Here is a 24,754-nt window from a genome sequence, read left to right as displayed (position 1 = left end):
GATGGGAATACCTCTACTGCGATTTTTGTTCCGCAAAATGTGGAACACCCGTTGGCTGACGTTTAGCGCCTTGGCGGGTCTGACGATTGCGGTTGCTTTTGCAACCAGCATCCCGATGTATGCGGATGGGGCACTCAAGCGCGTAGTCGCGGCTTCGCTCAAAGAGAAGAGCACCGGCTTGCCGGCAGGCTCGCTGCTGATGCGGTATCAGTCGCCAGGCGGCCAGACAACCGATCTTTCAGCTTTGACTGAAGTTGACCGATATATTAAAGAGGATGTACCGAATGAAATCGGGTTTGCTTATCAGAACTTTGTTCGCAGCTTGTCGCTCCGCGGCGCCGATGTCGTGCCAGAAGACCCGACCAAGGTGGATGCGAGCCGTACCCGTCAGATGACACTGATGTCCATGACGGGGCTGGAAGGCAAAACCGAAATTATGCAAGGACGCTGGTTTACCGACAAGGTCGATAAAGATGGCGTGATGGAAGCGGTTATGCTTGAAGAAGCGATGTACCGCAATGATGTTCATATTGGGGATGTATTCGAATACCCGATCTACAGCGGGCTGAATTTGACGCTGCGCGTCAAAATCGTCGGAGCTGTCAAGCCGCTGAATGACACCGATCCTTATTGGTATCAAGGGCTTGAAGGACTGATGAATACGCTCCAGATTCACGAGAACGTATTTTTGAAGACGCTGCTGGAGCAGCAAAAAATTCCGCTTAACAATGCAAGCTGGTATTATGCTTTCGATTTGTCGCAAGTGCAGACGAGTCAGCTTTCGCCGCTGGGAAGAACGCTGGATCGCTTAAATATTGAGCTTTATCAGCGCCTGACCGACACGAAGGTGGAAATTTCATTTGCTGATACGCTTATTGAGTTCAAGCGGCAGAGCTTGCAGCTTCAGACGCTGCTGTTCACGCTGGCAGCTCCGATGCTTGCGATGGTGTTCTATTTTATCGCGATGAATGCCCGGCAGTCTCTCGATAAGCAGCGCAGCGACATCGCGGTCCTTCGCAGCCGCGGAGCAGGCACAAGGCAAATTATATGGATTTATTTGCTCGAGGGCTTGCTGCTTGGGGCAATCGCTCTAGTAATCGGCCCGTTCCTCGGCTGGTTTATGGCGAAAAGCATCGGCTCGGCCAATGGCTTTCTGTCCTTCGTCAATCGGACGTCGATTCCGGTCGGCTTCTCGACTGAGGCGATAATTGCAGGCGTAGCAGCCGTCGTGCTGGCCCTGCTCTCGACGATTATTCCGGCGATTATTTATGCCAGATCATCGATTGTAAGCTACAAAAGGGATTTGGCGCGTTCGGACCGCAGTCCGTTTTGGCAGCGCTGGTTCATTGATGTTTTGCTGCTTGGCGCAGCCGGATATGGCTGGTATATGTTTAATCAGCGCCAAATGCTGACCTTCCAGACGGGACTTACGACGGATCAGCTTAATGTGCAGCCGTTTCTATTTTTCGTACCGGCTTTATCGATTTTTGCAATGGGATTGTTTTTCCTGCGGTTGTTCCCGTGGCTGCTGAAGGTGTTTAACTGGCTGGGCCGGAAGTTTTTGCCCGTTCCGCTTTATTTGACACTTACTCAGCTGTCGCGCTCTTCCAAAGGTTATTACCCTTTGATGATTTTGCTTGTCTTGACACTCGGACTCGGTGTATATAATGCATCTGCTGCCCGTACAATTGATTTGAACTCGACAGAGCGTACGCTGTATAAATTCGGCACGGATGTCGTCATTAAAACGAATTGGGACGGAACGCCAGAGGTCAAATATACCGGAGGCAGCAATGGAAACGGCGGCGGCAATGGCGGCAGCGGTGGAAATGGCTCCGGCGGCAACGGAGGCGGTTCGTCAGGCGGCTCTGGTGGTGGAACGGGCGGAGGCTCCGGCGGCGGTGGAGGCGGAGCGCAACAGCCTGTGCCTACGCGCATTTTGTACAGTGAACCGCCTTTTGAGCTGTTCCGCAAAATGGAAGGCGTTGAAGCGGCAGCACGCGTGCTGCAAACGAAAGGGAACATCGTCGTTTCAGGACGCTCCATTGGTCAGGGTACGGTAATGGGTATCGACAATGTCGATTTCTCCAAAGTAGCTTGGTTCCGCAATGACCTGTTTCCAACACATCCGTTTACGTATTTGAACTATTTGGGCATGTATGAGCATGCGGCGCTTATTCCAACCGGAGTAGCGGAGAAGTACCAGCTCAAGCCGGGAGATACAATGTCGGTTGGCTTTACCGAAGGCAAGCTGGATTTTGTAGTCGTTGGCATTTTGCCGTATTGGCCGACGCAATATCCGGATCAATCGCCGTTCGTCATTACGAATCTGGATTATATTTATGACCAGCTTCCGATTATGCCTTACGAGGTTTGGCTCAAAATGAAAGATGGTGCGAAGGTTGCGCCGATCTTGGAAGAGCTGCAAAAACAGGGCATTGAAGTCGCTACCGTCAAGGATGTGCGCAATGAACTGATTATCCAGTCCAAGCTTCCGACCCGAGGCGGCGTATTCGGGATTCTCAGTCTCGGCTTCCTAGTATCGGTCATCGTTACTTTAACCGGATACGTGCTGTATTGGTTCTTTAATCTTTCAGGGCGGGTCGTACAATTCGGGGTTTTGCGGGCGATGGGTCTTTCACGCAGGCAGCTTACGGGCATGCTCATGCTGGAGCAGCTGTTTACAGCGGGACTTTCCATCGGGCTAGGCGTCATGATTGGCAAGCTGACGAGTCTATTGTTCCTGCCATTTCTGCAGACGGCCGAAAATGCGACAGAAACGGTGCCGCCGTTCCGCGTCGTCTTCGAAGCGAAGGATACGAACCAGCTGTTTATCGTCGTCGCTTTCATGATGATTACTGGAGCGCTGCTGCTCTTCCTGCATATTCGCAGGCTGCGGGTGCATCAGGCAGTTAAAATGGGAGAGGAGCGCTAACAGCTATGATCGATTGCGAAGGCTTAGTCAAAATTTACAAAACGGATGATCTCGAGGTTGTTGCGCTGCAAGGTCTTAACCTTAAAGTAAACCCCGGCGAGCTGATGGCGATTATCGGGAACAGCGGAAGCGGGAAGTCGACGCTGCTCAATATTTTGGGTGGCCTCGACCACCCTTCTGCTGGCCAAGTTAGAGTCGGGCCGTGGGATTTGCTCAAAATCACCCCGGACGATCTCGTGAAATACAAGCGGGAAACGGTCGGTTTTATATGGCAAAATAATGCCCGCAACCTGCTGCCGTATTTAACGGCGCTGGAAAATGTTGAAATGCCGATGATGCTTTCGGGCAAGGTCGACCGCGCCTATGCCAAGCAGCTGCTGGAATGGGTAGGGCTCAAGGAGCGCATGAACAACAAGCTCCATCAATTATCCGGCGGGGAGCAGCAGCGGGTCGCGATTGCCATTTCCTTATGCAATCGTCCGCAGCTGCTGCTGGCGGATGAGCCGACGGGATCGGTCGATACGGCAACGTCGGATCTGATTATGAATATTTTTCGCAAGCTGAACCGTGAAATTGGCATTACGATTGTTATTGTTACTCATGATCTTTCCCTCGCGGGCAAAGTGGACCGTGTCGTTGCGATTCGCGACGGCTTAACGAGTACCGAGTTCATTAAACGCAATCCCAATATGAATACGGTTGGGGGTGAGGAAGAGCAAACAGGCAAAGGGCTTCAGGCTGTGCATGAAGCTTATGTCGTCGTAGACCGGGTGGGAAGACTCCAAGTGCCGAAGGAATATTTAACTGCATTAGGCATAACAGATAAAGCGACAATGGAGTTTGATGGTGAGCGAATCGTCATTTCGCCGCCTAAATCATTAGGGGGGTAATATAGGATGGAGAAACGGTTGTCTAATAGAAAAATGATTAAAAAGTGGGTTGTTGTCCCTGCGACACTAATTGTGGCGACATCAATTTTGGGCGCTTGCAGCGGCGGTGCGCAAAGTACAGCAGAGAAGCATGTTCTGCGTATAGGCGTGTTGTATGGCGGGGCAGATAATGAGCCGTATTTCCGCTCGCAATATACGGATACGTATGAAATGATGCATCCAGAGGTCGATTTTGAAATCGTAAGCGCAATTGACTACTCGGATATGCGTTACCAGACTCCGGATGAGAATGGCAATATCGAACAGCCTGATCCGTATGCGAAAATGAAAGATATGCTGACTGGCAATAATCCTGTCGATGTCGTGGTATTGGATTACAGCATGCTGCGCCGCCTCGTGCAGGATAATCTGCTGAAGCAGCTTGATCCTTTGATCAGCCAAAGCAAATTTGATCTGACTGATTATGTGCCGACTGTTATTGATGGCATTAAATCTGCTGGCGACAACAACATTTATGCGCTGACGCCAACGTTCAGCTCATCAGCTCTTTTTTACAATAAAAAGCTGTTTGAAGAAGCTGGCGTAGAGCCTCCTACCGACAATATGACTTGGAAGGATGTTATGGACAAAGCTCGTCTTGTGAGCAAGGGAGAGGGCGCTGACCGTAAATATGGCATGACCTTCAGCCGTTGGAACGGCGGCGATTTCAACTCCGATATCCAAACCTACAGCTCCGCTCTTCAACTGAAAATGTGGGATGATAAAGGCGAGAAAATGCTGGTCAACACGCCGCAATGGGAGACGGTATGGACGACGGTCTCCAGCTTGTACAGAGATGATGTTGTGCCGGACCAAGAGGACATTAATAAAATCAATGAAGCATCCAATAAGGAAGCTGCCGACGGCAATTACGTATACAACCCGACGCAAGGCGATTTGTTTGCAAGCGGCAAAGTTGCGATGACAATTTCGGACTTCTATTATGTCAATGAGCTGAACAATACGATGAACAATGCATCCAAAATTAAAGACTTTGAAGCATTTGATTGGGATGTCGTCACTTACCCGACCCATGAGGAAGCACCAGGCATTGGCGGCGCTATTTCCTTTAGCCAGCTGATGGGGATTAATAACAACGCTCAAAACTCCGAGGATGCTTGGAAATTCATTCAATTTACCAACAGCAAGGAATGGGCGGAAATGAAATCCCGCAGCACGTATGAGCTTGTAGCGCGCAAGGAGTACCTGAAGCCTAAAAACGGCATGAATTACAACATTGATGCGTTTACTTCCCTTAAACCGATTCCGCCGCAAAGCGTGGATACCGAGCAGCTGTACCGCGACAAGCCGGGCATTTGGGAAGCGCAAAATGCTTCTTACGATCTGTTCCAGAAGGTTATTAAGGGCGATATAACAGCTAAGGAAGCATTAGCCGAGTGGGAAACGAAAGGTAATGCTGTACTGGAGAAGCTGAAAAAAGAGCCGGCCAAGACAGATCCATCGAAGGCAGCTGAGAGCGGCACGGATAATGCCAGCACTATGCCTGTAGAGGTAGAAACAACAGAAGTACCAGCAGGATAAAAAAAGAACGTCCCGTATAAAGCCTGAAATGGCTTTGTACGGGACGTTTGTTTTTGAAGGTATAAAAAGTCGATGGATTACTGTATTTAGCCTTTTTTGGGTATTCTAATGAGTGAGGAGGGATACCAATGAGGTGGATCTATTGGGTTCGATTATATGAGACAAAATTTCAGGCAGGCTGCCTTGTGCGAAGAATGGAAAATGACTGGTGGATCTATGGCTACGAGTGTCCGCAGGAGGTCGAGGTTTTTCGCTCCAAACGGGGGCGTTACGGTGTTAGATTTTTGATTTAAATCAAAAGATTAAAAAAATGAAGAAAAATGCTTGACTTCACTATCTCATATATTGTATATTAATTCATGTCGCCATTTCAAATTGATGCGTTGTACGAATGGAATATATATAGCCGCTTTCTATTAAATCGTCGTGCTAGACGTTTTATGAGGGCCCTTAGCTCAGTTGGTTAGAGCGGTCGGCTCATAACCGATTGGTCGGGGGTTCGAGTCCCTCAGGGCCCACCATTGTACACCTCAATCTATTATGCCGGGGTGGCGGAATTGGCAGACGCACAGGACTTAAAATCCTGCGGTAGGTGACTACCGTACCGGTTCGATCCCGGTCCTCGGCATTCAGAAAACACCTTGAGAAATCAAGGTGTTTTTCTTTTGCGTGGAATTTATTACTAAAAATGTTGCTGAAATGATAGACTCAGAACTACAAACTATAATTGATAGAGCTCCCCAACAGGGAGCTGGAGGAGGAAAAGACAATGACTCAGTATAGTCGAGCGGTGTTCATTGAGACATTAGCGCCTCATGTCCTGCGAGCGTGGCGGGAGGGATCGCCAATGCTGCCATCGGTGAGACTCGCTCAAAATATTTTGGAGACTGGCTGCAAAATTCACGATTGGAATAATCTTGGCGGCATTAAAGTCGGTATCGGTAAGCCTAACGCCTACTGGCGTGGTAAGGCTGTCAATAAAGGAACGTGGGAAGAGTACAACGGTAAGACGGTCAATATCACAGCTGCATTTAGAGCATACGATAGCTTGTATGATTTTTACAAGGATCAAGATTTATTGTTTGGCATCAGCCGTTACGCCCGTGTGAGGACTGCTAAAACACCAGAGGAGCAAGCGGCAGCGCTGTATGCTTGCGGATATGCGACTGACTCGGCTTATGCGAGTAAGCTGCTGGCGATCATCAAAGCTAATGACCTTAAAAAATATGATGCTATTGAGGCGCAGACAGAGGCAAAGACAAACGCAGTAACAGAGGCAGAGACAGAGACAAAAGCAAAAGAAGATGAACAAGAAATGAAGCTATCTGAGGCTCAAAAGAAAATGCTTGTAGCGGCGCTGCAAGCCCTATTTGATAAAAAGGTAATTACAGACAAAATATGGATTGAAAAGGCGCAAAAAGGCACGCTTACACTATGGGAATTGACCTGGCTCAATACGATCATACTTGCCCGTAAATAAGCGAAAGCGCTGCTAACCATGAACTGTGACTCGCAAGAGTAAAAACCCCTATATATCAAGGGTTCTCGCACATGCTCTCTTATTTGATAGTGCTCAGGCACACGTCTTAAAATCCTGCCGCAGGTGACTACCGTACCGGTTCGATTCCGGCCCTCGGCATACAGAAAACACCTTGAGAAATAAAGGTGTTTTTCTTTTTGTCTACTTGTACAAAATTAAGAGTCCAGCGTATTTTAACTAAGTATACTGGATTAATTAAAAGCTAATAATTCCTCCATTGCAGTATCTGACGAAATCAGATGCGGTCGAAGGAGGTGTTTTCGTATTGAAAATTTAAATAATATTTATGCAACGCAAGTGAGAAAAAATCAAATATTGGGGTTTGACTAAAACATTATTATGGGTATACACTCTATCTTGATAAATTGGCCCTGGATAACAAAATTCTTTTTGCAATATTTGCGTAGTATGACTACTGAGGGGATGACATATGATACGGATCGCTATTGTCGAAGACGAGATAAATTATAAAGAGCAGTTAATAGAATTTTTACGAAGGTTTGAGCAAGATCGGGAAGAAAGTATTGAAGTCATGACATTTTCGGATGGAGATGAAATTGTTGAAAACTATGAGGCGCAATTTGACATCATATTAATGGATGTGTGTATGGGCTTAATGGATGGAATGTCTGCAGCAGAAGAAATTCGAAAAATGGATTCTGAGGTAGTTATTATTTTCATTACGAATATGGCGCAATATGCGATCAAAGGATATGCTGTGGATGCATTGGATTATGTTTTGAAACCGATCTCATATTTTCAATTCTCAGAACGCTTGAACCGGGCTATAGACCGTATGAAGAAAAGAGAAGTTTGTTATTTTACCTTAAAAACAAAAAATGGGGTAAAACGCTTTGATATTGCTGATATTTATTATGTAGAGAGTCAGAGCCATCATTTAATTTTCTTCACGAAAGCTGGAGAATTTATCACATCAGGTACGATGAAGGAATTGGAACAACAATTATCCGGTTTTCATTTTTTTCGGGGGAATAAAGGCTATTTTATAAATTTAGAGCATGTAGAAGGAATGACTGATATCTTCGCTGTAGTAAAGGGGAAGAAACTTCTTGTGAGCCGTTCTAAAAGGAAAGCATTCATGGAAGCTTTATCGAAATATTGGGGTGAAGTTATAAAATGAATGATACGCTTCCTGAAATCCCTAGGTTATATACAGCATTGGCTGAGTGGATGGCAAGTATTATTTATATTTTGATATTAAAAAAACAATTAAATGGCTGGAAGTTTGGGATGTTCTCCGGTGCAATTCTGATCGTACAGTCTGTTTTTTTTGTATTGACTAAAGATATACCGATTGCCTTTTGGATTCTATGTATGGGTGTGGCGTTTGGGATAATGTTCTTTTTAATTTATTTGAGCTGCAGCATATCGTTCCTAGAAGCCGGTTATTTCAGCATAAGAGCATTTGTTGCAGCAGAGTTTGTAGCATCATTGGAATGGCAGGTGCATTACTTCATTTGGCATGGTAAAAATGGCCATCCATTATTAGAATTGCTTCTGCTGTGTATCATTTTTGGTAGTTCATTTTTTATAATCTGGTTATTAGAAAAACGGCAAATTCCTGATGATGCCAAGCTGAATATAAGGCAGCGTGAATTGTGGTCAACGGTTCTCATAGGGGCGGCGGTATTTGGAATTAGTAACCTAAGTTTTGTGACCTCCAGAACGCCTTTTAGCGGACAATACGCGCAAGAAATAATCAACATACGAACTCTAGTGGATTTAGGTGGATTCACCATATTATATGCATACCATATCCAATTAAACGAACTGAGGACGAGACATGAACTAAAGGCTGTGCAAGATATACTTCAAAATCAATATGTGCAATATCAGCAATCCAAAGATAGTATAGAAATAATCAACTATAAGTATCATGATTTAAAGCATCAAATTACTGCTCTAAGAGCTGAAGAAGACCCGGAAAAGAAAAATGCATATTTGACGAAAATGGAAAATGAAATAAAGTTATACGAAGCGCAAAATAAGACGGGACATCACGTGTTGGATACAGTACTTGCAAGCAAAAACATGTATTGTATTAAAAATGGTATTACTTTAACTTGTGTAGCGGACGGCACCTTGCTTAAAGGTTTTGATGTAGTTGATATCTGTACTATTTTCGGTAATGCGCTGGATAATGCAATTGAATCTGGTCAACTGATCGAAGATGAAGAAAAAAGATTAATACATGTTTCCCTTTTTTCTCAAAAAGGTTTTCTAATCATCCGATTTGAAAATTATTTTGAAGGGGAGCTTAAGCTCGAAGGAGATTTGCCAATAACAACAAAAACAGATCTATATAATCATGGATACGGGTTGAAAAGCATCCGATATACGGCACAGAAGTATGGGGGTGTGGTGAATGTGAACCAAAAGAATAATTGGTTTGAATTACAGATTCTTATCCCAATGTGATAATAGTATAAAATTGTAACATTTACATGGATTAGGTTATGTAGAATTTCATACCTGATCCATGTTTTTTTTGATATTTACAGTTCATGCAAAAAAACTTACAGTTCATGCGACTTTCTTTTGTAGAAAAAAAAACATGCTAAAATTCAATTATTAAATAACAAGGGACGTGAGCATTATGAATTGGTAGATAAACCAGTGGCATATAGCTGGTGAATCCAATTTAGTTTAGTGGAAATGAAGGCGCTAAATATCGAGGGGGAAATTATGAATATTACAGTTGCTTGGGAAGATGTCATAAGTGTCATTCAACAGATTGCTGGATATCTAATTGTTATTGGAGTAGCACTGTTAGCGATGATTGCCGTATTAATTCTGGCACGTAGAGCCGGAAAACCAAAATCAAAGTTCATCAGGATCCAATCTGTAATCGCTTTCTTTATGATTCTGCTTATAATGGTAAATGCTATTTCTTTAGGGCCTTTGGAAAATTTAATTTCGATTTCTTTGGCTGAAAAGGGAAGTCTGTCGGCAGAAAGTGCTGCAAGCTCACGTGAAACGATTGAGAAAGTTGCAGAGGAGGGGATTGTTATGACGAAAAACGTCGACAACATCCTTCCTCTTATAGACAAAAATATAAATGTGTTTGGATGGGCCTCTACAAATCCGATTTATGGAGGAACAGGTTCTGGATCAGTGGATATAAGTACAGCTGTAGGTATTTTATCAGGGCTTGAAAATGCAGGTTTTAAACTGAATACAGAGCTATCTGATATGTACAAAGCTTATCGTACAGATCGTCCGGTAGTGTCCATTAATGACGGGCAGGATTGGACTTTGCCGGAGCCTCCTGTCACTCAGTATAGTAATGAGATGCTCACTAAAGCTAAACAATTCTCCGATACGGCACTTATTGTGATAGGTCGGGTTGGTGGAGAAGGAGCAGACCTGCCGCATGATATGGGCGGAGTTATGGATGGTTCTTGGAACGAGCCTGGAACGAAGTATCGCAAAGCGACTTATCATAATAACTCGCCGGACTACAGTGATTTTAAAGATGGCCAGACCTTCCTTGAACTTAGCCAAACGGAAAAAAACTTGGTCGATATGGTCACTAAAAATTTCAAAAAAGTAGTTGTTGTTTATAATGGCTCGAATACCTTCGAGATGGGTTGGACAAATGAATATGAACAGATTAAAGGTGTAATACTGGCTGGCGGAACTGGAGTAACCGGGTTTAATGCACTCGGCAATATTCTCACTGGCAAGGTAAATCCATCCGGTAAAACATCGGATACTTGGGTGAATGATTTAACCGTCACTCCGTATTTCGAGAATATTGGTCACTTTGCCTATACGAATGTAGATGAGGTAGTGTCAAAAGCTCGTCAAGCGTGGGCAAAATCTGATGGCGTAGCCAGCTTTGTCAATTATGTCGAAGGGATATATACCGGTTATCGCTTCTATGAGACGGCCTCTACCGAAGGACTGATTGATTATGATAAAGCCGTTCAATATCCATTTGGCTATGGATTAAGCTATACGACCTTCAATCAGCAAATGGGTGTGATCTCCGAAAAAAACGGATCCCTTACCTTTGAAGTTACGGTTTCAAATACTGGAAGTGTAGCAGGTAAGGATGTAGTAGAAGTTTATTACAATCCTCCATATACAAATGGTGGCATTGAAAAATCAAGTGCAAATTTGATTGGATTTGAAAAGACGAAAATTTTAGCTCCAGGGGAATCTCAAAAATTCACATTTAATCTTTCTTTGGATGATATGGCCTCCTATGACACAACAGGCGATGGCCGATATGTATTGGAAGCAGGCGATTATGCGATCAGCTTGCGTACAGACAGTCATCATATCGTCGATGAGCAAGTGTATACGCTTCATCAGAACGTTATTTATGATGAAACTAATCTGCGTTCAGGAGACAAAGCAGCAGCAACAAATCAGCTGCAGTTTGCTGAAGGCGATGTAAGCTTTCTTTCTCGCGCCAATAAATTTGCAAACTATACGGAGGTAGTTGCCGCACCAACTGACTTTGAAGTAAAGGGCGAGTTGCTTGCCAATGGAACGTATGATCCTACCAAATACAACAACGCTGCTGATGTAATGCCAGTTCAAGGGGTTAACAATGGTCTGGAGGCATTTGATTTACGCGGCAAGGATTATGATGATCCGAAGTGGGAGGATTTATTGTCCCAAATCACTGTAGATGAAATGGTAAACTTTATTGCTTATGGTGGCTTTGGAACAACTAAAATTGATTCCATTCATCTGCCTGCAACGGTAATTGCCGATGGTCCGGCTGGTGTCAACTCCTTCGTGACCCAATCCTTTGGCACCGGTTATCCATCAGAAAATCTGCTAGCTCAAACTTGGAATGTAGATATGGCCTATGAGGTAGCTGAAGGTATTATCAAAGAGCTGCAAGATTTTAAAATACACGGATGGTATGGCCCTTCGATGAACCTGCATAGAAGCGCGTTCAACGGCCGTAATTTTGAATACTATTCAGAAGATCCAATTCTAAGTGCGAAGATGGCTATGTCTGAAACCCAAGCCGCTCATGATAACAAAATCATCCCGTTCCTGAAGCACTTCGCATTTAACGAACAGGAAACGAACAGAAATGCCCTTTTATGTACCTGGTTGTCGGAGCAGGCTGCTCGTGAACTGTATTTAAAGCCATTTGAGAAGACTGTAGGGGCAAATGATGGTTCGCCACTTGCGATAATGTCTGTTTTCAACTATATCGGAACGGAATGGGGAGGCTCGACTTCGGCACTGCTGAATCATATTTTGCGTGATGAATGGGGTTTCCGAGGCATGGTACTGACCGATTATTTCGGTAACTATGGCTATATGGACGCAGACCGTGCAGTTCGTGGCGGTAGTGACCTCATGTTGGGAACAGCAGGAAATGAAGCGATTATGACCGATCTCAGTGCTACTTCTGTTATTGCTATGCGCCATGCTGTTAAAAATTCTCTTTATACTATTGTCAATAGCAGTGTGTATGAAAATTATACCGGCTACAGTACGCCGGCTTGGATAAAGATTATTTATATCGCAGATGCCGTATTGTTCGTTATTTTAGCTCTATTAGAGGTTGCATTAATTAGAAGTTATAAGAGAAAAAGAAAAATGATGACTGACTAATTTGATTGATCATTTTTGATTGAATTGCTGAGCTTAGCTATGAACTCTCGCAATAAATAAAATCTAAATTCGGCGGCATTTCTTTGGAGGTGCCGCCGATTACATAAAGATGAGGAGATTAGATGAAACATACTGAATTAATTAGACAAATGACCTTGGAAGAAAAAGCTTCTTTAATGTCCGGGAAAAATTTTTGGCAAACGCAAAATATAGAGCGGCTGGGAATCCCAAGCATTTTTCTTGCGGATGGACCTCATGGAATAAGAAAACAGGCAGCAGCAGCAGATCATCTTGGACTAAATGAAAGTATTCCAGCGACTTGTTTTCCAACAGCCGCAACAGTGGCAAATAGCTGGAACATTGAATTGGGTGGAAAAATCGGAAGGTATCTCGGCGCAGAGGCTGTTTCGCAAAAAGTAAATGTTTTGCTAGGGCCAGGTATTAATATGAAAAGAAATCCTTTGGCGGGGAGAAACTTCGAATACTTTAGTGAAGATCCATATTTGGCTGGCAAGATGGCTGCAAGCTATATCAGTGGCATACAAACCTATGGTATTTCCGCCTGTGTAAAGCATTTTGCTGTTAATAATCAGGAAGAAAGACGAATGTCCATTGATACCATTGTCGATGAAAGAACACTAAGGGAAATTTACTTGACGGCATTTGAAATCGCGATTAAAGAAGGTAAAACAAAATCGGTTATGTCTTCTTATAATATGCTCAATGGGGTTTATACGAATGAAAATATTCATTTGATGAGAGAGATTTTGCGTAATGAATGGGGTTTCGAAGGTGTAGTTGTGACCGATTGGGGAGGCAGCAACGATCGTGTAGATGGACTAATTGCTGGAAATGAACTTGAAATGCCGACGACTGCCGGTGAGACAGATGAGGAAATTATTCAAGCCGTTAAAAGCGGGAAAATAAAAGAAGAAGTTTTAGATGAGAGTGTAGACAGACTCCTTGAACTTATTTTTGCAACAGAAGAAGTATACAACAATCCGCAAAAAGAGTTTGATAGGCAAGAACATCACCAAGTAGCGCAGGAGGCTGCGGAAGAATCCATCGTCCTGCTTAAAAACGAAGGAAATATTTTGCCGCTTCACAAGAATAAAAAGGTTGCTATTATCGGAGAATTTGCGAAAGAAGCACGATACCAAGGTGCAGGGTCATCCATTGTAAATCCTAGCATTTTGGACAATACCCTAGATTGTTTAGAAGAATCGGGAATTATTAGTATGGGATTTGAGTCTGGTTTTGATCGTTACGGTACGAAAAACCAGAAAAAAATAGATAAAGCATGCGCACTAGCAAAAAATTCTGATGTCGTTCTTTTATACATTGGTTTGGATGAAGCGACCGAGGCTGAAGGATTAGATAGACATAGTATGATGATTCCGGAAAATCAGATTGAGCTTTTGAACGCCTTGTATCAAGTGAACAACAATATTGTGGCGGTTCTTTCTTGTGGCGCAGCAGTAGAAATGCCATGGATCAATAAGGTCAAAGGGTTGGTTCATGGCTATCTGTCAGGTCAGGCAGGAGCAAAAGCCATTCTCAGGGTTTTGACAGGTGCTGTTAATCCTTCAGGTAAATTGGCCGAAACTTATCCGATCAAGTATGAGGATACCCCCTCCTATAATCATTTCCCTGGTAAAGAGGTCAGCGTAGAGTATCGAGAAGGTCTTTATATTGGTTATCGTTACTTTGACACCGTAAATAAGGATGTGCTTTTTCCATTCGGATTTGGACTTAGTTATACAACCTTCGAGTATTCCAAAATTGAATTGGATACGGAAGGGGTAACATTTAACATCACGAATACAGGACAGCGAGAGGGAATGGAAATCGCCCAGCTCTATGTTGGGTGTAATTCAACAAAAATATTCAGGGCTAATAAAGAATTAAAAGGCTTTGTAAAAATCTTTCTTAATCCAGGGGAAACAAAGGCAGTATCTATCCCTTTTGACGATAAAACATTCCGTTATTTTAATGTTAAGACCAACTGTTGGGAAATTGAAACGGCAGATTATGAAATTATGATTGGCGCATCATGTGCTGATATCCGTTTGCAAGGCGTCATTACAATCGAAGGTACAGGAGCTCCACTTCCTTACGATAACGAGCAGCTCCCATCCTATTATTCTGGAAAAGCAAACATAGTTAGCTTAGAAGAATTTGAAAGGCTGTTGGGCTGTAAAGTGCCAGCGGCTAAATGGGATCGATCAAAACCGTTAGGCTACAATGATACGATTGCCCAGTGCGAGTATGCGAAGGGTGGAGTGGCAAGATTTGCGTTTAAATTAATTAATTTCTCACATTGGTTTTTAAGAAAAATAGGAAAGAGAAGTACGGCTAATCTTATTATGATGTCAATCTATCACATGCCGTTTCGGGGGATTGCTAGAATGACAGGTGAAGTCATTAATATGCCAATGTTGGATGGTGTTTTGTTGATCGTTAATGGCCAGTTTTTTAAAGGACTGCGCCATGTGCTAAGTGAAGGAAGGAAAAGGGCAAAAACCGCCAAGGCAAAACAAAAACTAGCACAGACGACCAAGGAGGCATAAAATAGCATGAGTAAGGCAAAGATAGACATGAATAACAATGTTTCAGGAATCGGTGGTTATTGGCATAATTACAAGGAAAAGCATCCTAATATTGCACAATTCATCGTATTCTTTTTACTTAGTACTGGAATGACCGTGTTACAACTTATATTAATGCCTGTGTTTAAATGGATATTCGCACAAACATCATTAGTAGATACAAGCTTTCGAATTATGCAGTTTGGCCATAACTTTGATGGAAGTGCTTATTATTTATTTGATTATGGAGCAGGCTCCCTTGCTTCCGGCGGTGGCGGCGGGCTTGGCTATTTCCTAGCCGTTCAAATTACGATTGGAATTGCTCAGATTATTAACTTTTTCGCTCAGAGAAATATTACATTTAAGTCTAATAGCAACATTTGGATGGCTGCTTTTTGGTACGTGCTGGCTTACATTATAATTACAATAGGTGCTGCTGCAGCTCAAGGATTTTACAAAGCACCTGTCTATAACTTGTTGATTAACACTTGGGGAATGGGCTCTTTTGGTGAAACAGCAGCAGATATTATTACAATGATGATTAATGCTGCAATTTCCTTCTGGGTATTCTATCCGATATTTAAAGTGATTTTCAAGCAAGAGCCAGAAAAATAGGGTAAAGGTAGTGTTGGTATGAAATTATTATCAGTAGTAATTCCTTGTTATAACTCACAAGATTATATGAGATATTGCATTGAATCCCTTTTGCCTGGGGGAGAAAATGTAGAATTACTGATAGTAAATGATGGATCGATTGATCAAACAGGCGAAATTGCCGATGAGTATGCACGAAAATATCCATCTATAGTAAAAGTCATTCATCAGGAAAACGGCGGACATGGAGAAGCTGTGAATGAAGGTATTCGACATGCAGAGGGACTATATTTGAAGGTAGTAGACAGTGATGATTGGGTAGATACAAGAGCCTATCTCAAAATTTTAAAGGCTTTGCGGGAGTTTGGAACAACAGAGAACTCCGTTGATATGATGATTAGTAATTTTGTATATGAAAAAGAAGGCGCAAAATACAAAAAAATTATGAAATACGATAATGTGCTTCCCCAAGGGATCGTTTTCTCTTGGGATGACATTAAGCGTTTTCGCAAAGGACAATATATTTTGATGCATTCTGTAATTTACAGATTACAATTGCTAAAAGATTGCGGACTGGAGCTTCCGAAGCACACCTTTTATGTAGATAATTTATTCGTATATGTTCCGCTTCAACATGTAAAGAAAATCTATTATATCAACGTGGATTTTTACAGATATTTTATAGGCAGGGAAGATCAATCGATTCAGGAAAAGGTCATGATAAAAAGAATCGATCAACAAATTAAAGTGAACAAGCTTATGATTGAGCAGGTGCAAATTAGAAATGTTGAAAGTCTAAAACTTCACCAGTACATGCTTCACCATCTGGAAATAGTGACGGTTATATCTTGTTTCTTCTTAATACGTTCAGGAACGGCAGTGAATCTGGAGAAGAAGAAAGAGCTGTGGAGGTTTATTAAGCACAGAGATATAGAGTTGTATCGTAATCTTAGGTATGGAATTATGGGAGGATTATTGAACTTGCCCGGTCGTCCAGGACGCAGTATTTCCGTTGGAGCTTACAAAATATCACAAAGATTAGTTGGCTTCAACTAAACATTATGAAAATCGCTAGAAGCGGGTGTGGAGGAGACTGCGGATCATTTCGCTGTAGTTCTTCTCAACACTCGTTTTTCTTTGTGTGCTAGCCATAAAAAATTGGAGAGTGGCATTAGTGAATAAAAAATATGATTTTCTAATCGTAGGCGCTGGCTTATACGGTGCCGTTTTTGCCCACGAAGTGAAAAAAGCAGGGAAAACATGTTTGATAATCGATAAACGAAACCACATCGCCGGAAATATTTATACCGAACAGGTTGACGATATTCAGGTGCATAAATATGGTGCGCATATTTTTCATACCAGCAACAAGGAGATATGGGCCTATGTAAACCAGTTTGCTGTATTTAATAGATACATTAATAGTCCAATCGCAAATTATAATGGCGAAATTTATAATTTGCCCTTTAATATGAATACATTTAATAAAATGTGGGGTGTGATTACACCGGATGATGCCAGGAAGAAGATAGAACAGCAGCGTAGAGATAATTATGTTGAGTATCCACAAAATTTGGAGGAACAGGCTATCAACCTGGTCGGCCTCGATGTTTATAACAAATTGATTCGCGGCTATACGGAGAAGCAATGGGGTCGCTCTTGCAAAGAGATACCTGCATTCATTATTCGCAGATTGCCTGTAAGGTTTACTTACGACAATAATTACTTCGATGATCCCTATCAAGGTATACCTATTGGCGGTTATACATCAATGATTGAACGATTAATTAAAGGCATTGAAGTGAAATTGGGTACAGACTACCTCATTGATAAAGTGAATTGGGACGAGATTGCCGATAAGGTCGTTTATACAGGCCCGGTCGATGCTTATTTTGACTATAAGTATGGCGTTTTGGAGTATAGAAGCTTAAGGTTTGAAACAGAAGTTTTGGATATGCCTAACTTTCAAGGGAATGCTGTAGTAAATTATACAGATAGCCAAACTCCCTATACTCGTATTATTGAGCATAAGCATTTTGAATTCGGTACTCAACCAAAGACAGTAATCAGCCGTGAATATAGCGAAGAATGGAAACGGGGAGATGAGCCTTATTATCCGATCAATGATAGTAAAAACAGTGTGCTGTATGAAAAGTATAAAGCGCTAACCGAAACTAAAACCAACATTATTTTTGGTGGTCGACTGGGAGAATATAAGTATTATGATATGGATAAAGTTGTAGAAACTGCTTTGCATAAGGCAACCGAGACTTTGAGTTATATGAAGTATTGATTGACCTGATTGTAAGTAACGGCAAGTGGGAAAAGCACGCCTTACGTTTAACTCGTGGAAAAACGAGTGATACGCAAGGCGTGCTTTTTTTCTCCGAAAAGCCGCACCAATTATGAGGAAGGAATCAAGAAATATTTACAATCGTAGATGAAATCGGCTTTACTAGATCATATGGATTAGCTTAAAGATTGAGGTACATGCTACAATTAGTATAAATAATTTTAGATGTAAAAGTTGGTTTTTGTTAATGAAACGATTTTATTTGTGTAACCACAAAAGGAGGCATATATTGTGTATTCAATATTGTTTATTGCAGGCTGGGCTATTATAGGAATTTGTATTGGAGGTTTAATTGTATTTATAAAATCGATGCCTAAGAAAAAATAAGCAAGTGCAGCTTAGATTATATAAAAGACGCTCTTTACAAGTGGTCAAGACTACAATTAGTGGTATTGAAAATTCTCCATGATAACAAAACAACAAACGGATGCAGGTATTCAACCGGCATCCGTTTGTTGTTTTCTCTTTATGTTCGAGACAGATTGCAAATGATGATATTTTTTAGAAGGTTTATCAGCAAGATCTGATCTGCTTAGTTAAAAATATGGATTGCTCAATTACTGCATTTTTGGATGTACTCATTCATTCCAATGGCTGATATACTTACGAAATTCAGTATTTAAGGAGTGGTTGAGAATGGATGGAGTTCGCTACAAGATAAGAGAAGTGTTGGACAGTGACAAGATAGAAGCCTTTCTGCATAAAGCGCGAATTGGCCATCTTGGTATGGTTGATGGTCAACTGCCATATGTTGTTCCGCTTAATTTTGTTTGGGCAAAGGGGAAGCTTTATTTCCATGGAGCCACTGGCGGGAGGCGCAATCAGGTCATGAGTGCGAATCCAGAGGTTTGTTTTACGGTTTGCGAAGAATATGGAACTATTACCGATCCCGTACCAGCTAAGACGGACACGGCATATATGAGTGTTATGATTTTCGGAAAGGCCGAGCTTATAGATGATCTGGACGAAGCGACATATATGCTGCAGGAAATGCTTCATAAATATGTGCCTGGTTACTATAACCGTCCGTTGTCCAAGCAGCATGTAGACAAATATAGGTCTGCTATATTCAATTCCCCTGTTCAAGTATACCGGGTCGATCCTTATCACATAACGGCGAAAGAAAATCCGATCGAGGAAGAGAAGATGTACAAACAAGAAAAATGAGGTAATTAAAAATGTTGAAGAAAGTACAAATGAACCCAACATCATCTTCGCTGCACGGCCGTGATTGGATATCGCCCACTATAGCTGCGTTAATATCTGTCATTGTCAACTACGGTGGGACATTTATTCTCGTGTTTCAGGCAGCAAAAGTGGCGGGTCTGAGTCCCGAAATGACCGCTTCATGGATATTGTCGATTTCCGTTGGTGTTGGGATAACAGGTATATGGCTGAGCTATCGATACCGTGAACCGATTATTACAGCTTGGTCAACACCAGGTGTAGCTTTTCTGGTTTCTGTATTAGCGATAACCCCCTATGAGGAAGCAATTGGCGCTTATATCATCTCTGCCTTAGGATTTATTGTTTTAGGTATATCGGGAATGTTCGAAAGGTTCGTCCGGCTGATTCCTTCAGGTATTGCTTCTGGTCTGCTGGCAGGCATTTTACTGCAGTTTGGTATTTCGGCTTTTGGTGGAGCGAAAGCTGATCCTTTGCTGGTCATTGTCTTGTTTGCTGCTTATGTACTATTAAAAAGGTATACGTCCCGTTATGCTATTGTCGGCATTTTAGTAATTGGGCTTATTTATTTAATCAGCTTGGAAAAAGTAGATTTCAGCACGATCAAATTAGCTATTGCGTCGCCGGTATTCATTGTTCCTGAGTTTTCGTTTCATGCTTTATTGGGTGTTGCCTTGCCATTGTTCATTATTACATTGACAGGACAATATATGCCTGGGATGCTAGTCTTGCGAAATGATGGGTTTAAGACGAGTGCGAATCCAATTTTGATCGTAACGGGCTTGGGCTCACTCTTTGCAGCGCCATTTGGCTCGCATGCTTTCAATGTAGCAGCCATTACAGCGGCGATTTGTACAGGTAAAGATGCGCATGAGGATTCAACAAAACGTTACATTGCGGGTATTGCCTGCGGTATTTTTTACATGGTTGTTGGCATATTTGGTGTGACGCTGGCAGCTCTGTTTCTGATTCTTCCAGCTACCTTCATCGCGACGTTAGCGGGGTTGGCATTGCTTGGGACAATTGGCAGCAGCCTTGCGGGCGCTTTAACTGAGCCCAAGGGTCGTGAGACAGCACTGATTACTTTTTTAGCAACGGCTGCAAATGTTACTTTACTTGGTGTTGGCGGTGCATTCTGGGGTCTGGTTGCAGGTTTGGCTGCGCATATATTGATACACGGACAAATTCGCCACAAACCATATAGGACGAGTGGAATACAACAAGCTGAACAAAAATAATAAGCGGCATAAAAATGAATACAGGTACAAATGGGCTAAAAAAAGCTGAACCTAATTAAGCTTAGCAGGAGATGCTTAAATTACAAAAGCATCTCCGCAAGACGATGAATGCCTGCTGCTATTGCGGACTCATCTACTTTAGCAAAGCCTAGCACCCATCCTTTTCGATCGCTTTCCAAACAATACTTGCTAAGTGGATAAACACGGATGCCTTTTTCGAGCGCTTGGTTCGTTGCAGATTGTTCATTAAACGAATTTTCAGCTTCAAGAAGCATATGCAATCCTGTTTCTACGCCGCTAAGTTTAAACCGTTTGTTTAGGCCAGTCGCGATGATGGCCTTCGTCATGGCTTCGTGTCTGCGCCGATATACATTTCTGACTCTTCTCATATGGCGCATGAAATGCCCATGTTCGATAAAATGAGCAAGCGTCAATTGCTCCATAATGGGAAGATGGCGATAGGTTAATTCATGGACATGGGCAAGCTGGCGAATGGCCTCTGTTGGACCAACGATCGCTGATATACGAATGCCAGGAGCGACCATTTTGGAAAAACTCATCATATACAGCGTGTTTTGAGGCTGCTGGCTAAACAAGGTTGGGAGCGGGTCGCCACGATATCGGAACTCGCTATCGTAGTCGTCCTCAACCATCCAAAATTGATGTTGAGCCGCCATATGCAGCAATTGCTGTCTGCGGGGCGCCGACATGATTACCCCAGCCGCACACTGATGGGAAGGCGTAACGTAAACAAGCTTTGATTGAGGAGGAATGCGGTCAATTAGTAGCCCGTAATCGTCGACCGGGATGGGAACAACATTCATCCTCCTGTATTTCATCGCCATCCATGAAGCGGGGAAGCCGGGATCTTCAACGCAAACGGTTTCTCCTTCATTTAATAAGGCTTGGGCGATTAAATCCAGACTATGCTGTGCGCCCGAAGTTAATATCATTTGATCGATATGAACGTGGACGCCTCGCTCCAGTGACAAATAACGTTGTATCTGCTCGCGCAGCGGCACGAAACCATAGGGGTTGCCGTAAGCCCAGCTGGCCAGGTCTGTTTCTTTGGAGGCTTGTAAAAACGAGTGTCTCCAGTTTGTTTGAAAATGTTGATCCAAATAAGGCTCATGCGGGCTGAAATCAATCTCCACATTTCTATTTTCTTTTCCTCTGAACCAGTTTTGCAACTGGCCGACTGCATCGTTTAATAAAGGCAACTCAGGGGTAACGGGTCCTTGAGTTGCAACCTCCTCCATAAAACGGGTCTTGTGGGTCCAGTCACTAACTCTTGTTCCGCCGCGCCGGGAAGTAACCGTATACCCACGACTGAATAATTCCTCATAAACAATCTGTATAGTTGACCGAGAGACACCAATGAGTAGGGCGAGTTCGCGAGAAGGCAGCAGCAATTCGCCTGGAGGCCATTTTCCGGTTGTAATATTATGGATCGCTTGGTCAAGCAACTGCTGCCATATGGGACGTTCGTCGTCACGGTTAACTTTGAGCATCTATTTCACCTCTAGTAGTATATGCGTCAAAAATATGGATTTATTTACTCACACCGTCGAAGCTTCAGCGGCAGAGGCTGTTTTTTGATTTACCCAGCTATCTATCTTGCAGGGGAGGGGACTGATCGATCCAGTTCCATTCATTGTTCTGAATAAATAGACTGACCGCCTGCTCCGACGATAATTCCAGGTCTTGAAAATTCAGTATGAGCTCCGTTAATTCCATGCATTTTTCATGGGTCGGATTTAACAGCAGCTCATGGCAAAGCTCGAGAAAGGTATCCGGTTTTTCTGGTGCTTTTTCGACTTCAGCCATCATGGACTTGTGGCACGGAAACAAAATGCGGTTGTGCGCCAATATAATTCGGCTTCCGAATAACACCAGATTGCTGACGACTTGCGACAGCAGGTAAGGGTTATTCTTTTTGACGGCTTCCCCTGCAAAATAATAACCGTAAAGCAGCACCTGTGCTTGAAAATCTTTAATGTTTTGGTTTCTATTTTGCTCAGGATATATCGATATTTTGGTTAGCATTTCATTCAGTCCTGGAACGATGGAGTAGTAAGCCTGCGAACCTGTAAACGAAGCGCGGGTCGGCTCGCTGCCTCTCTCGGCCGCCAGCTCCAGAAACCGCATATTGATGATTTTGACATCGATATAGCCATCTTCATAATTGCAAAATTCATGAGTGGTGTAAGAGAGCGCGTTGGTTTTCTTCCGTTCTTCAAATTCTTGATCCGTTACAAGCAAATAAACGTCGATATCTGATGTTTCCTTGGCCGTACCTTTCGCGATGGAGCCAGCTGTTATGACGGCTAATAGGTTTGGATCAGATTGCAGCGTTTCTACGAAATGGTCCAGCGATTGTTTATGGTGCGTATACATATTCTAGCCTCCCCTTTCTTGATTTGAAGCTCTCACTGTAACCTTATACAAAATTTAGGAATCAAGCTATAGTCATTCATGCCCAATCCTTTACAAAAAACTAAAGTGTTTCATGACCACCGTTATTTATTAAGTTTCTGCAAGGTGTCCGGTTGCACGAGTAGTTGAAGATAAATTCGCAAGAGAGTGGAGTAGCTCTTGTTGCCAAGATAAAAACACCTCCAAGGATATATTCATATCTTACGACATGATTACATTATCTTGAAGGTGTTTTGATTTATTTTATGTTAGAGGGGGCAGTCCCAGTGGGAAGTGCATCCTTTCTTCGAATCAATTAGTAAAGGGATTTACTCCAGGCAAAAAGATAGACTCGGCGGACACAGCAGCCGCTATTTCAACAGTATCACGGTTTATGGGGCAGTTCGCGGACTCAGGAGCAGCTAATGCACTGCCAAAAGCCCCTTTGATGGGATAATGATGGAAATAACGGATTTCCTGTCCGCTTACGGCCTGAAATCGAATCAAAAGCCAGAATAGCGGAACCTTAGTCCGCCAAAAAAGCAGGGAGCGTTCCCGAGCTGCGAGGTCTTAGCTACAGCGATCTCAGCTACAGCGGTTTCAGCTGCGGAGTCCCAGCTATAGCGGCCTCAGCCACAGCGATTTCAGCCACATTGGCGGCCTCCGTAACACTCCCATGCGGCTATCCCCTAGCCATAACTCGTCATAGGGAATGCCCTCGATTAAGCGCTAAGCAAGCAGAAGCAGGCTGACTCTGGTTTGCATGCACATCCTAGATGCCCTAGATATAAATCGTCATACGAAGCTTATTCTCGCAGCACTCATCTCTCTTTATTCCCCCGACGGTATTCACTCGGCGAAGCGCCATGCCAGCGCTTGAACTGCCGGCTAAAATGCGAAATGTCGCGATAGCCGAGAATCGCGGAAATTTGGCTGATTGACATCTGGGGATCGTGAAGCAGCACCTTCGCCTCATGCAGCATCTCCTTGGAGAGAAACACGCGCGGCGATAGTTCAAAAACCTGCCGAAACACCCGATTGCAGTGGGAGACACTGATGCCAAGCTCGGCTGCAATGTCGTCAATGCCGTAATGCTGGTCTAGTAGAGCGGCATTCTGCTTGAATTGCTGGTAAATGAGTCCCTGCAGCTTTTCGCGTATTTGATGCGCCAGCTGGACTTTCTCATAGGAGATGGCTGAATGGAGGTCTGCCTCCGCAGAAAGGGCTTCCCAGAGCTGTCCGAACAGCTCAAAAACAGCGGATTGGAGGCGCATCCGTTCCGTAAGCTTGGCAGCGGAATGTTCAGCAAGCTGGCTCGACATTTCGATGACTTTATTGAGCGCTGGCCTTAATTGCTGGACGACATTGCTGTCCGTGTCAAATAGAACAGAGTCGAGGCGACTTAATAAGGATAAAAACATGTGGTCATCGATATCAAAATGCAGGCAAAAATAAGTAAACGGCTCGCCGTTACCACTTTTACTGGCATGAGCGGCTCCTGGCTGAAGGAACATGAGGGCCCCGGCCTTTTGAATATAATGACGGTCATTAACGATAAACAATTGCTCGCCCTCAAGCACATAATTGATCTCATATTGGGGATGGGTATGCACCGGATAATCCCATTGTCCATTCACTTTGCGCAAATGCATGCCAAACAGGTTGATTGTTGTTTTGACGTCAGGAACAATAGCTTCGCTAATGCATTGTCCAAGTATAGGCGGTATAAAAGTGGCTGCCATCATGCAGCACCTCCGTTCCATTCCTCGCGAATTTTCACACCGTGCTTAACTACGAGTATAACGTACTCAGCCCGATTTGGGTA

Annotated in this window: 17 protein-coding genes and 2 tRNA genes; 16 read left to right on the top strand and 3 right to left on the bottom strand. The window is 43.3% G+C overall.

Annotated elements, in window-relative coordinates; genetic code table 11:
* The first annotated feature begins 1 nt into the window (after position 1).
* From BBD42_RS28315 to BBD42_RS28245, 16 genes are all read left to right on the top strand, one after another.
* Entirely contained in the window at positions 2-2,935 is a 2,934-nt protein-coding gene (locus BBD42_RS28315) for an ABC transporter permease (protein ID WP_099520878.1), read from the top strand.
* 5 nt (positions 2,936-2,940) lie between these two features.
* Positions 2,941-3,825 carry an ABC transporter ATP-binding protein gene (locus BBD42_RS28310; protein WP_056041571.1) on the top strand — a complete coding sequence of 295 codons (885 nt, stop codon included), beginning with the start codon at positions 2,941-2,943 and terminating at the stop codon, positions 3,823-3,825.
* 6 nt (positions 3,826-3,831) lie between these two features.
* Positions 3,832-5,406 carry an ABC transporter substrate-binding protein gene (locus BBD42_RS28305; protein WP_237163259.1) on the top strand — a complete coding sequence of 525 codons (1,575 nt, stop codon included), beginning with the start codon at positions 3,832-3,834 and terminating at the stop codon, positions 5,404-5,406.
* A 128-nt stretch (positions 5,407-5,534) separates the two neighbouring features.
* Positions 5,535-5,699, top strand: coding sequence for a hypothetical protein (locus BBD42_RS31925; protein ID WP_172455662.1), 165 nt, complete (start codon positions 5,535-5,537; stop codon positions 5,697-5,699).
* A gap of 151 nt (positions 5,700-5,850) precedes the next feature.
* Positions 5,851-5,927: transfer RNA gene (locus BBD42_RS28300), tRNA-Ile, on the top strand.
* A gap of 21 nt (positions 5,928-5,948) precedes the next feature.
* Positions 5,949-6,034 (top strand) — tRNA-Leu (locus tag BBD42_RS28295).
* Positions 6,035-6,253: 219 nt separating this feature from the next.
* The gene (locus BBD42_RS28290) at positions 6,254-6,886 is read left to right on the top strand and encodes a glycoside hydrolase family 73 protein (RefSeq protein WP_237163258.1); all 633 of its coding nucleotides are present in this window, start codon (positions 6,254-6,256) and stop codon (positions 6,884-6,886) included.
* Positions 6,887-7,376: 490 nt separating this feature from the next.
* Positions 7,377-8,087: a LytR/AlgR family response regulator transcription factor gene (locus tag BBD42_RS28285; RefSeq protein ID WP_099520876.1), complete on the top strand. Its 711-nt coding sequence runs from the start codon at positions 7,377-7,379 to the stop codon at positions 8,085-8,087.
* Positions 8,084-9,385: an ATP-binding protein gene (locus BBD42_RS28280; RefSeq protein WP_099520875.1), complete on the top strand. Its 1,302-nt coding sequence runs from the start codon at positions 8,084-8,086 to the stop codon at positions 9,383-9,385. The genes BBD42_RS28285 and BBD42_RS28280 overlap by 4 nt, the downstream gene beginning before the upstream one ends.
* Before the next feature lie 267 nt (positions 9,386-9,652).
* Positions 9,653-12,556, top strand: a complete 2,904-nt coding sequence (locus BBD42_RS28275) for a glycoside hydrolase family 3 protein (RefSeq protein WP_099520874.1) — start codon at positions 9,653-9,655, stop codon at positions 12,554-12,556.
* A gap of 122 nt (positions 12,557-12,678) precedes the next feature.
* Positions 12,679-15,126, top strand: a complete 2,448-nt coding sequence (locus BBD42_RS28270; RefSeq protein ID WP_099520873.1) for a glycoside hydrolase family 3 C-terminal domain-containing protein — start codon at positions 12,679-12,681, stop codon at positions 15,124-15,126.
* A 6-nt stretch (positions 15,127-15,132) separates the two neighbouring features.
* Positions 15,133-15,759 (top strand): hypothetical protein, encoded by a 627-nt coding sequence (locus BBD42_RS28265; RefSeq protein WP_216364886.1) that lies wholly within the window; start codon positions 15,133-15,135, stop codon positions 15,757-15,759.
* An 18-nt stretch (positions 15,760-15,777) separates the two neighbouring features.
* A complete protein-coding gene (locus BBD42_RS28260; RefSeq protein WP_099520872.1) occupies positions 15,778-16,794 on the top strand; it encodes a glycosyltransferase family 2 protein in 1,017 nt (338 codons plus the stop codon).
* Positions 16,795-16,912: 118 nt separating this feature from the next.
* Entirely contained in the window at positions 16,913-18,031 is a 1,119-nt protein-coding gene (gene glf / locus BBD42_RS28255; protein ID WP_099520871.1) for a UDP-galactopyranose mutase, read from the top strand.
* Between the two features lie 696 nt (positions 18,032-18,727).
* The gene (locus BBD42_RS28250) at positions 18,728-19,258 is read left to right on the top strand and encodes a pyridoxamine 5'-phosphate oxidase family protein (RefSeq protein WP_099520870.1); all 531 of its coding nucleotides are present in this window, start codon (positions 18,728-18,730) and stop codon (positions 19,256-19,258) included.
* Positions 19,259-19,287: 29 nt separating this feature from the next.
* Positions 19,288-20,514, top strand: coding sequence for a benzoate/H(+) symporter BenE family transporter (locus BBD42_RS28245; protein ID WP_099521846.1), 1,227 nt, complete (start codon positions 19,288-19,290; stop codon positions 20,512-20,514).
* An 80-nt stretch (positions 20,515-20,594) separates the two neighbouring features.
* Here BBD42_RS28245 and pdxR read toward each other — a convergent pair whose 3' ends face one another.
* The 3 genes from pdxR to BBD42_RS28230 form a co-directional block, all read right to left on the bottom strand.
* Positions 20,595-22,025 (bottom strand): MocR-like pyridoxine biosynthesis transcription factor PdxR, encoded by a 1,431-nt coding sequence (pdxR, locus tag BBD42_RS28240; protein ID WP_099520869.1) that lies wholly within the window; start codon positions 22,023-22,025, stop codon positions 20,595-20,597.
* 97 nt (positions 22,026-22,122) lie between these two features.
* Positions 22,123-22,911: a nucleotidyltransferase domain-containing protein gene (locus BBD42_RS28235; protein WP_099520868.1), complete on the bottom strand. Its 789-nt coding sequence runs from the start codon at positions 22,909-22,911 to the stop codon at positions 22,123-22,125.
* Positions 22,912-23,750: 839 nt separating this feature from the next.
* Complete coding sequence (locus BBD42_RS28230; protein WP_099520867.1) at positions 23,751-24,671, bottom strand: helix-turn-helix domain-containing protein; 921 nt, start codon at positions 24,669-24,671, stop codon at positions 23,751-23,753.
* Between the last annotated feature and the right edge of the window lie 83 nt (positions 24,672-24,754).

This window comes from Paenibacillus sp. BIHB 4019 (assembly GCF_002741035.1).
Classification (GTDB): Bacteria; Bacillota; Bacilli; order Paenibacillales; family Paenibacillaceae; genus Pristimantibacillus.
Note: the sequence above shows the minus strand (reverse complement) of the source record. Positions and strands in the feature narration are given on the sequence as shown.